Here is an 11,486-nt window from a genome sequence, read left to right on the forward strand (position 1 = left end):
CTGGCGCAACCGATTCCGGCTCAAGCCTGTAGCGCGTTGTAGGGCCGAGGGCTGCGGTAAAACAAAGGCTGGGGTGCAGCCGGCTCGCCGTCCACTACATAAGCCTTGGATCCCCAGCCCCAGAAAGACCAGAAAGGACGTTCGGGCCCCGATGGAGCCGTCATTGCTATGCGACGCTTCCGCGCTGGTGACAGGGGTGCGGAGCACTGGCGCGCCGGCGAGACGGAGTCCCTGGCTGTGGGGCTCAAGAGTTGCTTCGGCAGGACAGGAATGTCGGATCCCACCTGCGACCACACTTCATAGCCCTGAGGGCGCACCACCACCAGGCTGATCAGGGATCCGTGATCCATGTCGTAGCGGCAACTGTCAATGGCCTCTTGCAGCCGCGAAAAGCTCCGGTTGAAAACATAAAAATGGTTCTGGAAGCGGATGGCCTCCCAGAAACCTTCCCGGGTGACCGCCACATGGTCATGATCGGCGGAGGCGTAGTCGAGGATCACCATACGTGTAAAGACTGATCAGCGATGAATCAAAGTGAGTAAGCTTTTACCGTATTTCCACTTAAACACGATATCGGGCAGCCTGTCATCCGCAAAATGGCTCACCTGCAACAAGGCTTAATGCGTTTCTTTACTCTGCAAACCGCTGCCGCCCGCCTCTCTATCCCCTCCGGCTCCAGGGATCCCACCCAGTTCCCGTCGCAGCTCGGCCATGGCTGCTTCTCCGATGTGGGGGGTGGCGCAGACTAGGTTGGGTGTGCGGATTAGATCGGCTCGGGCTTGGCGCACCAAGACCCGCAGGGTGGGGTAGCTGGCCTCATCGCAAATCAGCGTATGGGCGCGGCGGATTAGGGATCCCACCCGTTCAGCATCGAAAATCACTGCCGTCAGCACCAGCAGGTCTCCCCGCAGACTGTAGACAATCACCTCGGCAACCTCCAGCAGGGCAGTGCTGATGCTCACCAGCCCCAGACAGGCGTAGGAAGGCAATTGGCGGATCAGGGCAATTTCACGGGCGTAGTCAGACACCTCCACCGTCAGAACACGGGCCCCTCGCGGCTGGGCAATGGCTTCGACGGCGCTGAGAAAATAGTGCAGCGTCACCACAGTGCCGGAATGGATCTGATCCAGAACGGTGGCCAGCTCCTCCAGGGGCACCAACTGGACCCGGATGCCCAAAGTCTGCTGGATTTGCTGGGCCATCAGTTGTCCTGTACCCAAATCCCGGTTGGGCACACACACCAGCACTTGGGCACTGCAGCGCAATCGCCAATCGATCTCCGCTAGCAGCAGATCCCGCACCTGCTCCAAAGAAAACCCCTGCTGCAGCAGCTGGTCGATGCCCTGGCGCACCTGCTCCAGGACCTGTCGGGATCGATCCAGGTTTTCCCCCAGGCCGCGAGAGTAGTTAACCACCTGGCGGGCGGAGCGGCTCACGTAAATGCCAGATCCAGCGCGGGTTTCCACCAGGCCCATAGCCTCGAGTTGGTGGTAAACCTTGTGGATGGTATTGCGGTGCAGGCCTGTTTGCATAGCCAATTGACGGGTGCTGGGCAGGCGGCAGCCGGGAGGAAACTGCCCACAGGCAATGGCGAAGCAGAGCAAATTAAAGAGCTGCACGGAGCCAGGGATCCCGCTCCCCGGCTGGATGGAAATGCGCATCATGGCCCGTTTTTCTCCCTTTGACAACGCCGTTGCGAGCCCGTTTCTGGGCTACGTAAGAATCCCTCGACTTCAGTCGGCGGGAGTGTCAACTGCCTGCAAGATAGCGCCGACGCCGGATAGACAAGCTCCAGAGGAGATCGGGATTGAGAGCCCTATTCGGGGATGCGGTGCATCCGGCTGGGATCCCAACTTAAAGTCACCTCCGTCCCTTCCGGCAACTGCTGCAAATTCAGGCCGGGGTTGGGTTGCACAGCCAAAAGTTTCACCTCACAGCCCGACACCCATACCTGATAGCGAATGAAAGCCCCTAGATAAGCAGTGTCGCAAATCCGTCCCCGCAAGCGGCAGTGGCCATCGGGGATCCCTTCTTCAGATAAGTCAATCCGAATGTGCTCCGGGCGCAAAGCAAACAGGGCCGCTTCTCCCACGCATCGTTCCGCCAGGGATCCCTCGATCAAGTTGGTTTGGCCGATAAAACCGGCTACAAACCGGGTGGCAGGTCGCTCGTAGAGCTCTGCCGGGGATCCCACCTGTTCGATGCGCCCGCGATTGAACACGGCAATACGATCGCTCATGGTCAGGGCCTCTTCTTGGTCGTGGGTGACGTACAAAAAGGTGAGACCAAGGCGGTGTTGTAGGGCCTTGAGTTCAAACTGCATCTGTTGGCGCAACTTCAAATCCAGCGCCCCCAAAGGTTCATCCAGCAAGAGCACCTGCGGTCGGCCAACCAAAGCCCGCGCCAAGGCCACCCGTTGCCGTTGCCCCCCTGAAAGTTGGCTGGGTTTACGGGATCCCAGATCGGGCAGTTGTACCAGCTCCAGCGCCTCTTGCACTCGCTTTTGGCGCTCCTTCGGCGGTATGCCGCGGATCATCAAGCTGTAGCCAACGTTCTCCGCCACCGTCATGTGGGGGAAGAGAGCATAGTCCTGAAACACCGTGTTCACAGGCCGTCGGTAGGGCGGCAGACCCAAAACATTCTGGCCGTTCAATTCGATCTGCCCCTCATCCGGACGCTCAAAGCCCGCGATCATCCGCAAACAGGTGGTTTTGCCCGAACCCGACGGCCCCAACAACGTAAAAAACTCCCCCTGCTGCACCTCCAAATCCACCCCGTCCACCGCTTGGATCCCGGAAAAGTTGCGGCTGACCCTCCGCAAACGAATGGCAGGTGGGGATCCCTCCTCTCTCCCGGCTTGGGCTTTGGCGGAGCTGACATCAGAGGCGAGGACAGATTCGGCAACCATATCGACACAGGCAGCAAATGAACCCATTATGAGGGATCCATTTACAGAGGTTGACAGGTCTCAGCAAGGCCGGAAAAGTCCCAGGCCAAGAGCAGAGATAGTGTGGCGCAATCGCCTGCGGTGAAAGCTCGCCGGAAACCCACCCGACCGGTCGCGAAAGCGGGCCGGAGGCCTTGTTTTTGCATGGGATCCCTTGACCACTGGGGATCTGAACCCCATCTTGTTACAGAAATTTAGAATCGTTACAATAAGTTAGAGTCTTTGCTCATCTTTGCATCGCAGGTTTTATCCTATGGCACCCTCTCAGCAGTTTCCCGTGCTACTCGCCTCAGCTTTGCGTCACGACAGCGTAACTCCGCGCTGGTCTCAAGTGGCGTGGACCGTTTTGCGGGTGGTGGCAGGGCTATTCATGATTCACAACGGCCTTGACAAACTGGCAGATATCGAAGGATTTGCGACGGCTTATGTAGAAGTGATCGGGTTGCCCTTCCCGATCTTTTTTGCTTATGTAGCCGCCTATACCGAGCTGATTGCAGCCCCCATGGTGGCGCTGGGTTTGTTGACCCGCGGGGCAGCGTTGGGTTTGTTCGCCACGATGGCAGTGGCCATGTTCCACCACATCAAAGTGGCCGGCTTTAGCGTTCCCTATCTGGAGCTGTCGGCCATTTACGCAGCGATCTTCTTGGCCTTTGCGGTGAATGGGGGGGGCTGGTTCTCTGTGGATCAGCTCTTGGTGAATGCAATCGAGTCGTGGCTGAACCGCGCCAGCCGGGAAAAGTTGGAGAGCTTGCAGTCTTCGTTGCAGGCCACGGAACGGGTAATTGCGCTGGGCGAGGAAGAGGCCGAGGCCGCCAAGACCACCGGATCCTGAGCTTTGGTGGCCATTCCCGATAGCGGCGAGGCTGCTCCTCTCTCCCTCTGAGAGAGGTTAGCAGTGAGAGTCATCCTGCTAAATGCGGCTGGCGGCCCGCTCCATCAGGCGTTGGTGGGTGGAGCGCACAGGCTCTCCTGGCTTGGGTTGCCGCTGCACGTAGGTGCCATCAGGGCGCAACTCCCAGGCTTGCCGGTTGTCCGTCAGGCAGATGTCCAAGATCGCCTTGAGCTCCCGCTGCAACGCGGGATCCTCCACAGGGGTAACCACCTCAACGCGCCGATCCAGGTTGCGGGTCATGTAGTCGGCACTGCCGATGAAGTACTCTTCCTGGCCGTTGTTATAGAAGTAAAAGATGCGCGAGTGTTCGAGAAAGCGCCCGATTATGCTGATCACGCGGATGCGTTCGCTTAGGCCGGGGATCCCGGGCTTGAGGCAGCACATGCCGCGCACAATGAGGTCGATCTCCACCCCGGCTTGGCTGGCCTCGTAGAGCAGCCGGATCATTTCCGGGTCGGTGAGAGAGTTGATCTTGACGATGATACGCCCCTGGCCCCCCGCTTGGGCATGGCGCATCTCGCGGCGGATCAGGGCTTCCATGCCCTGGCGCAGGGTTCTGGGGGCCACCAAGAGCTTGCGGAATTGCCGTTGCCGCGAGTAGCCCGTCAGTAGGTTGAACAATTCCGTAACATCGTTGCAGAGGGTCTCATCGCAAGTGAACAGCCCTAGGTCGGTATAGATACGGGCGGTTTTGGGGTTGTAGTTGCCGGTACCGATGTGGACGTAGCGGCGCAGGGATCCCTCCTCTTCCCGCACCACCAAAGCCAGTTTGCAGTGGATTTTCAGCCCCGGCAGGCCGTAGGCCACGTGGACCCCGGCTTTCTCCAGCTTTTTGGCCCAGAGGATGTTGTTTTCTTCGTCGAAACGGGCTTTGAGCTCCACCAGAGCGGCCACCTGCTTGCCGTTTTCGGCGGCCTGAATGAGGGATTTCACCACCGTCGAGTCGCCGGAGGTGCGGTAGAGGGTTTGCTTAATGGTGAGCACCTGCGGATCGTTGGCGGCCTCCTCCAAAAACCGTTCCACGCTGGCGGCAAAAGAATCGTAGGGGTGATGCACCAACAGATCCCCTTCCCGGATGACGGCAAAGATATCCACCGGCTCATCGCTGACCGAGGCAGTGCGCAGGCGGGGCGGGGTGACCGGCCCCCAAGGGGGATCCTTCAAATCGGGCCGATTCAGGCTGAGAAACGCCATCACCCCCCCCATACTCAAGAGGCCATCCACTTCGTACACCGAGTCACTGTTGAGGCGCATCTCTTCGCTGAGCCGTTGTCGGATGGCTGCCGGAGTTTGGCTGGCAATCTCCATGCGCACCACTGAGCCGAAGCGGCGCTTGCGCAGCTCTTCTTGAATGGCAGCCAGCAGATCGTCGGCCTCGTCCTCTTGGATTTCCAGATCGGCATCCCGGGTGATGCGGAAGGGGTAGTACTCCAGCACCTGCATGCCGACAAACAGCGCTTCCAGATGGTGGGCAATCACCTGATCCAGCGGCACAAAACTCACCCCATCCCGCAGCGGCACAAAGCGGGGCAAGGTGTTGGGCACCTTCACGCGAGCAAAATGCTCCTTGCCAGTCTCTGGATCCCGCACCACCACCGCCAAGCTGAGGCTGAGGTTGGAGATGTAGGGAAAAGGATGGCCTGGATCCACCGCCAAGGGGGTGAGCACTGGAAACAAACGCCTCTCAAAGTAGTCCCGCAGCTCCTGCCGTTCCGACTCGGCCAGCTCGGAAAAATCGCGGATGTGAATGCCCTGTTCCGCCAGCTTGGGCACCAGTTCCTGCCGGAAGCAAGTGTGCAATTTTCGAATCAGGGGGCGCAGGTGGCTCGAGATCTGCTGCAACTGCTGCTGCGGTGTAAGGCCATCCGGGGTTAGCACCAACACGCCCGTTTCCAACTGACGACGGATCACCGCCACCCGCACCATGAAAAATTCGTCCAGGTTGCTCTCAAAGATGGCCAGAAACTTCAGCCGCTCCAGCAGAGGTGTGCGCTCATCCAGGGCCTCGTGCAAAACCCGGGCATTGAATTCAATCCAGCTCAGCTCCCGGTTGAAATACTGCTCCGGCAGAGCATAGCCCTCTTGGATGGGTGTAGTCCGGATCCCTGGTTGTCCGGCATCCGGGGGGCAGCCCGTCGTGTCGGGGTTGCAGGGTGGCCAGGAAGGGTCAGTTTCCTTGGGGCGCGGAGTCATGGCGGCAGAGGGCTGGGTTGTCTCAAACACGTCAACAACAGCTGGAGCCGACCCAATCCTATCCTGCGGGGTTCTGCTTAGGCGAAGGAGAAATGCCCAAGACGGGCTTGGGCGGACGTTCAGGCAACAATCCTTGAGAGCGCGTCAGAAGAATCACCTGGAGCAGGATCCCGATCAACAAAATGCGCAAAGGGCCAGCCCGGGTGGCCCACTGGGGCGGCAAACGGTTGGTGAGCCACTCGCTGCCCGACCACACCCCCCAAATTACCAGCGCTCCCAGCAAGGCGCCGCGATTGTTGCCACTGCCCCCCGCGATCAGCATTACCCAAACGATAAAGGTGGCAAACTCCGGTTGAAAGGCTTCTGGGCTGATGAAATTGACAAAATGGGCGTAGAGGGCCCCCGCCAACCCCATGAGCATGGATCCCAGCACAAACGCCTGCAGGCGAAACTGGAGCACATCTTTGCCGGCGGCCATGGTTGCCGGTTCATCCTCGCGAATGGCCCGCAGCACCCGCCCCCAGGGGGAGCGATAGGCCCGCTCCGCAGCCCAATAGACCACCGCCAAAATGACCAGCACCAAGCCCAAGTAGAGAAGAGTATCCTGACCTGGGATCCAGCCGCGAAAGGGTCGTGGAATGCGGGTAATTCCCCGTACGCCATTGGTCAGCCAGCCCTCATTTCTCAGGATTTGGCTGATGATCTCAGCAATGCCGATGGTGGCGATGGCCAAGTAGTCGGAACGCAGCTTCAGGGTAATCAACCCGATCAAAAAGGCAATCGCCCCGGCGACAGCCACAGCTATGGCAAAACCCACCCAAAAGGGCAGATTGAAGCCGCCCAAATGCTCGGCGCTTGGGGGTGTGGTTACAATGGCGCTGGCATAGGCTCCCACGGCAAAAAAAGCCCCCACCCCGATGTTGAACATGCCGGCGTAGCCCCACTGGATATTGAGGCCCAGCACCAGCACGCCGTAGATCCCCACCAAAATCAAAAAGAAAATGCCGTAGCTCAACATCAGACATTCCCCCCACCCGGGGATCCCAGCAATCCTGTGGGTCGGAAGATCAGCAGCAGTACCAAAATGGCGAAGGCCACCCCGGTTTTATAGGCAGGGTTCATCACCAAGGTGGAAAACTCTTCCGCTAGGCCAATCACCAGCCCTCCGGCAATGGCCCCGTAAGGGCGACCAATGCCGCCGAGAATGGCCGCTGCAAAAATGGGCAGCAATAGCCGCCAGCCCATGGTGGGGTGCAGACGGGTATCCATGCCCAGGAACACACCTGCTGCACAGGCCAAGGCTGCGCCAATGGCCCAAGTCCAGAGGACGATCCGCTCTGTATCAATGCCGGTAATCTTGGCCAGCTCAAAATTGTCGGCCATGGCCCGCATCGCTTTGCCCACCCGCGTGCGTTGTAAGAAAAGATGCAGGGCCACCACCAACAGGGCTGTTCCCACCAGGATCACTGCCCAATCGGGCTTGATGCGCAGCTCTCCAAGCCGCCACGGCAACTGGATCCCGCTGCGGTACACCTGGTTGTTGGGCCCCCAGATGATCTGCACCAGGCTGCGCAGAATCAGGGCGGTGCCAAAAGAAGAAATGAGCAAGATCACCGGGGCCTCCCGGCGCAGGCGGCGATAAATGAGCTGGTCGATCCCAACTGCACAAAGTACCGTGGCCAAGGCTGCCGGGATCAGGCTGACCCCAATTGGCCAACCCAACCCAACAAATGTCAGGCCGAAGTAGGCCCCCAGGGTCATCAGATCCCCGTGGGCAAAGTTGGCAAAGCGCAAAATGCCAAACGTGAGGGATACCCCAATTGCCCCCAGAGCATAGATGCTGCCCAAGACGAGGCCGTAAATGAAAAGTTGCAACAGTTGGGTCACGCTTGCCCCCGAAAACCCCTTGCCCTGATGATGCCACGGGTTTGCCGAGAGCGGGATCCCGTCCGGCACAGCGGAAGAATACGGCTGATCGCGCCAGCGGGACGGAGTCCTGAGAAAGCTAGGGTAGGGGAGAAAGCCCCCAAGGAAGATCCATGCAGTCCAGGTCTTTGTCTGTCCTCCGTTTCCTGGCCGTTTTGGCCCTGCTGAGCGCGGGCTGTGGCGGGCCGGAGTGGGATCCCGATGCGCCTTCCGAGCCCATCTCCACCCCCCAGTTGATCTACGAAGACATCACCCTCACCCAAGCCAGACCGGATGGTGCCATTCTCTGGCGCTTACAGGCTCGCCTGGCCGAATACGAGCCCCCCTCCGAAGGCAGCGCCGCTCCTGTGCAGTTGGGATCCGCCCATTTGCAGGCCGTTGAGGGAGAATTTTTCGACGAAGACAACCGCGCCATCCGCACCCGCGCCGAGCGAGGATCCGCGTACCCCGGCGAACGACGGCTGGAATTGACGGGTCAAGTCGAGGTGGAATCAGAGCGGGATAATCTGCGTCTGCAGGCCCAACGGGTGGAATGGCTGCCGGAACAGCGCCGCCTCCAAGCCGAGGGCCAGGTGAAAGTGGAGCTGTTGGAGGGCCAGGGATCCCTGCAGGGGGAGCGGCTGCTCGTTGATTTTGGCCAAGCCCAGATGCAGTTGGAGAACTGGGATCCCACTCAGCCGGTGCGGGCAGAGTACCGGGATCCGGATCTGGAGCTGGCTGCCAGCCGTTTTCTGTGGCAATTTGGCGTCGGGGAAGTGCAGGCAGTAGGGTCTGTAGAGGTTTACGCTCCCTTACAAGCTTTGCGCCTCAGGGGCGAGCAGTTGCGGGCTCCCCTGCCTCTAACCGAGTTGCGCATATTGGGCAACGGGCAAGCCAAAGCCGAGCAAACCGGTCAAGAGCTGCAGGCCCAGGAGATCCGCTGGCGCATCGGCTCCACCCAGTTGCAGGCCCAGGGCAACGTGCGCTACCGCCAGCCCGGCCAGGCTCTGACCGTTAGGGGCAACCAAGGGATCCTGGATTGGCAGGCCAACACCGCTCGGATCCAGGGCAACAGCCAAACCCAGCTCACTTTGCCCTGAGGAGGCGGTGGGGGAAGCAGAAAGCTGGCCGAGAGCATGGCAGGATAGGGATACCTTTAAGGAAAAGTATCGGGTGAGTTGTGGTGAGCTTTGAGGACTCCGTCCGAGTGGCGCAAACAGGATGTTTCCCCGCCAGGGCCGGCGCTGCTGCAGAACGCCCCAACATCCTGCTGATCGTGCTGGATACCCAGCGGGCAGATCGTCTCTCCTGCTACTGGTCGGAAGCGGAGCGTGCCCGCCAACTGCCCACCAGCCCCAACCTGGATCGGCTGGCCGCCGAATCCACCCTCTTCGAGCGGGCCATCGCCCCTGCCCAATGGACCATCCCCTCCCACGCTTCCCTCTTTACGGGGGAATACCCCAGCACCCACCAGACCGTCCAAGCAGATCTGGAGCTGAGCCCCGCCCTGCCCACCCTGGCAGAGCTGTTGCAGCTGAGTGGCTATACCACCGTGGGCTTTTGCAACAACCCTCTGGTGGGGATCCTGAAAAACGGCTTGCGGCGCGGCTTTGAAACCTTTTACAACTACGGCGGCGCTCTGCCCACCCGCCCCCCCGAGGGCAACCCCTTGCCTGCCCCTCTAAACCGCTGGCTGGCCGCCTACACCCAATTTTGGCGGCGGCTCTCCTACCCGGTGCAAAACGCCTTTGCCCGCTCCGACACCCTCTTCCAACTGGCGCTGCACCCCTGGTTTGCCTCCCTCTGGACCCGCTTGGTGAACTTCAAGGGCAACACCGCCGCCTCGATTGCCGACCTCAACCGCTACCTGCAGCAGATGGCCCGCCGCCGGTCGGATCCCGGAGCACGGCCCTTCTTTTGCTTTGTCAACCTGATGGAGCCCCACCTGCCCTACTGGCCGCCGGAGCCCTTTGTGCAGAAATACGCCCCCTATTTCAAAAGCAACCGCGAGGCCCGCGACTTTTTGCGCCAATACAACGCCCAGCCCTACCGCTGGATGGCGCCCCTGCCGGAACCCCTCTCCCCGCTGCAAGCTCAGGTGCTGCGGGATATCTACGATGCTGAGGTGGCCTACCAAGATCACCTACTGGGATCCGTCTTCGACACCCTGCGCCACACCGGCCTGGAGCAGAATACGCTGGTGGCCATCGTCGCCGATCACGGCGAAGGCCTGGGAGAACACGACTTCGTCGGCCACGCCTTTGTGGTCTACGAAGAGCTGATCCGCGTGCCCCTCATCCTGCGCTATCCCGGCCACTTCCCGGCAGGAAAACGCATTGCCACCCCCGTTTCCACCCGCCGCCTCTTCCATACCCTCCTGGAAGCTGCCGGCTTTAGCCCCAACCTTTCCCCCAACGGTGCCCCCTGTGTCAGCCTCAAGCTCCGCCGCGAGGTCGCCCGCCTCAGCTTGGCCCGCACCTTGGCAGGGGAAGATCCCGAGCAGGGAACAGTGCTCAGCGAAGCCTTCCCGCCCCACCTCCTCATTCGGGCTATGGAAAGCCGTAACGACAGCCTGCTGCGGGCGCGTGCCTGTTACGATATCCGCCGTGCCCTCTATGAGGGGATGACCAAGCTCATCCAAACGGGGGATCGTCCCAGCCTCTACAACTTGGAGCAGGATCCGGCGGAGCTGCGGGATCTGCTCTGGGTCGGCGACGGGGATCCTGTCTCCTCTCTGCCTGATGTGGACCCGCAGCGCTATCGCAACCGGTCGGCGGGGGAAGCCGGCTGGGGATCCCTTTCCCCCCAGGCTTGGCTGGCTCGCCTGCAGCAGGGGCTGAGAACGTGGGTGAGCTGGGCAGAATCCCGACAGCCCAGCACGGCTCCTCGCAAGGTGAATGTGGAAAGCGATGCCGACTTGGTGCGGCAGATGCAAGAGCTGGGCTACTTGGAGTAGGCAGGGATCCCGCTATTCCAGCCCTCCTTCCTCCTCCCTGTGATCCCGCACATAGCCGTTTAGATCGTAGTCATCCATGTCATCCATCTCCTCCGGATCCGCCGTTGGCCAATCCTCATTTTGCCCGCCGATAATCACGCGGCTGAGGCCGATGTATTCCAGGCTGAGGGTGCGCAGGGCGTTGATCAACACATCCAGCGCCATCGCATCGGCGGTGCCCAGATCAAACCAGCAGCGGGCCCAGTTGTCCTTCTCTTCCAGGGATCCCATGTTGTGCATTAGGGAAGGCAAGGGATCCGATTCGTTGGGATATTCCAGATAGCTCAGATCCACCTCGGCCTCTTGGGCCACCAGGCGCTCGGCGTTAAATCCGCCCAGTTTGCCCAGCACGTACCATGACTCCAGCACCTCGTTGAGGTACTCCAGCTCAGCTTCGACCGGCGGCTCCGCAAACTCAAACCAGATCCACAGATTTCCCGGATCGCACTCGCGAAACTCCACTTGCATGGACAGTTCCTGATACATTTACGCTGAACACTGCTGAACATCACTGTTCAACTATGCAGCGATAGCATTCTGTTTGTTTCCAAACA

General features: G+C 60.3%; 10 protein-coding genes. 3 read left to right on the forward strand and 7 right to left on the reverse strand.

Features of this window, described 5'->3' with window-relative positions:
• Positions 1–20: 20 nt before the first annotated feature.
• From NW849_RS05600 to NW849_RS05610, 3 genes are all read right to left on the reverse strand, one after another.
• A complete protein-coding gene (locus NW849_RS05600; RefSeq protein WP_414356451.1) occupies positions 21–503 on the reverse strand; it encodes a hypothetical protein in 483 nt (160 codons plus the stop codon).
• Positions 504–617: 114 nt separating this feature from the next.
• Entirely contained in the window at positions 618–1,664 is a 1,047-nt protein-coding gene (locus NW849_RS05605; RefSeq protein ID WP_414356454.1) for a GntR family transcriptional regulator, read from the reverse strand.
• Between the two features lie 152 nt (positions 1,665–1,816).
• Entirely contained in the window at positions 1,817–2,935 is a 1,119-nt protein-coding gene (locus NW849_RS05610; protein WP_011433663.1) for an ABC transporter ATP-binding protein, read from the reverse strand.
• Positions 2,936–3,200: 265 nt separating this feature from the next.
• Here NW849_RS05610 and NW849_RS05615 point away from each other — a divergent pair, with 265 nt between their 5' ends.
• Positions 3,201–3,779, forward strand: a complete 579-nt coding sequence (locus tag NW849_RS05615) for a DoxX family protein (protein ID WP_049749590.1) — start codon at positions 3,201–3,203, stop codon at positions 3,777–3,779.
• A 78-nt stretch (positions 3,780–3,857) separates the two neighbouring features.
• Here NW849_RS05615 and ppk1 read toward each other — a convergent pair whose 3' ends face one another.
• Genes ppk1 through NW849_RS05630 form a run of 3 tightly spaced genes read right to left on the reverse strand, consistent with a single transcriptional unit; the run spans position 3,858 to position 7,919 of the window.
• On the reverse strand, positions 3,858–6,032 hold the full coding sequence (gene ppk1, locus NW849_RS05620; RefSeq protein WP_414356468.1) for a polyphosphate kinase 1: 2,175 nt from the start codon (positions 6,030–6,032) through the stop codon (positions 3,858–3,860).
• Between the two features lie 58 nt (positions 6,033–6,090).
• Positions 6,091–7,050: a branched-chain amino acid ABC transporter permease gene (locus NW849_RS05625; RefSeq protein ID WP_414356458.1), complete on the reverse strand. Its 960-nt coding sequence runs from the start codon at positions 7,048–7,050 to the stop codon at positions 6,091–6,093.
• The gene (locus NW849_RS05630; RefSeq protein ID WP_414356461.1) at positions 7,050–7,919 is read right to left on the reverse strand and encodes a branched-chain amino acid ABC transporter permease; all 870 of its coding nucleotides are present in this window, start codon (positions 7,917–7,919) and stop codon (positions 7,050–7,052) included. The genes NW849_RS05625 and NW849_RS05630 overlap by 1 nt, the downstream gene beginning before the upstream one ends.
• 167 nt (positions 7,920–8,086) lie before the next feature.
• Between NW849_RS05630 and lptC the strand changes: the two genes are divergently transcribed.
• Both lptC and NW849_RS05640 read left to right on the forward strand, forming a co-directional pair.
• Positions 8,087–9,037 carry an LPS export ABC transporter periplasmic protein LptC gene (gene lptC, locus NW849_RS05635; protein ID WP_414356464.1) on the forward strand — a complete coding sequence of 317 codons (951 nt, stop codon included), beginning with the start codon at positions 8,087–8,089 and terminating at the stop codon, positions 9,035–9,037.
• Positions 9,038–9,120: 83 nt separating this feature from the next.
• Positions 9,121–10,893, forward strand: coding sequence for a sulfatase (locus NW849_RS05640; protein ID WP_414356466.1), 1,773 nt, complete (start codon positions 9,121–9,123; stop codon positions 10,891–10,893).
• A gap of 12 nt (positions 10,894–10,905) precedes the next feature.
• Here the strand turns inward: NW849_RS05640 and NW849_RS05645 are convergent, their stop codons facing one another.
• Positions 10,906–11,400, reverse strand: a complete 495-nt coding sequence (locus NW849_RS05645; protein WP_414343673.1) for a DUF3531 family protein — start codon at positions 11,398–11,400, stop codon at positions 10,906–10,908.
• Positions 11,401–11,486: the final 86 nt, after the last annotated feature.

Origin of the sequence: Synechococcus sp. R55.3 (assembly GCF_047461975.1) — a bacterium.
GTDB lineage: Bacteria > Cyanobacteriota > Cyanobacteriia > Thermostichales > Thermostichaceae > Thermostichus.

What these genes read in the sequence shown, in the direction of transcription:
- NW849_RS05600 (WP_414356451.1), bottom strand. Translation starts at nt 503, where the DNA reads ATGGTGATCCTCGACTACGCCTCCGCCGATCATGACCATGTGGCGGTC.
- NW849_RS05605 (WP_414356454.1), bottom strand. Translation starts at nt 1,664, where the DNA reads ATGATGCGCATTTCCATCCAGCCGGGGAGCGGGATCCCTGGCTCCGTG.
- NW849_RS05610 (WP_011433663.1), bottom strand. Translation starts at nt 2,935, where the DNA reads ATGGGTTCATTTGCTGCCTGTGTCGATATGGTTGCCGAATCTGTCCTC.
- NW849_RS05615 (WP_049749590.1), top strand. Translation starts at nt 3,201, where the DNA reads ATGGCACCCTCTCAGCAGTTTCCCGTGCTACTCGCCTCAGCTTTGCGT.
- ppk1 (WP_414356468.1), bottom strand. Translation starts at nt 6,032, where the DNA reads ATGACTCCGCGCCCCAAGGAAACTGACCCTTCCTGGCCACCCTGCAAC.
- NW849_RS05625 (WP_414356458.1), bottom strand. Translation starts at nt 7,050, where the DNA reads ATGTTGAGCTACGGCATTTTCTTTTTGATTTTGGTGGGGATCTACGGC.
- NW849_RS05645 (WP_414343673.1), bottom strand. Translation starts at nt 11,400, where the DNA reads ATGCAAGTGGAGTTTCGCGAGTGCGATCCGGGAAATCTGTGGATCTGG.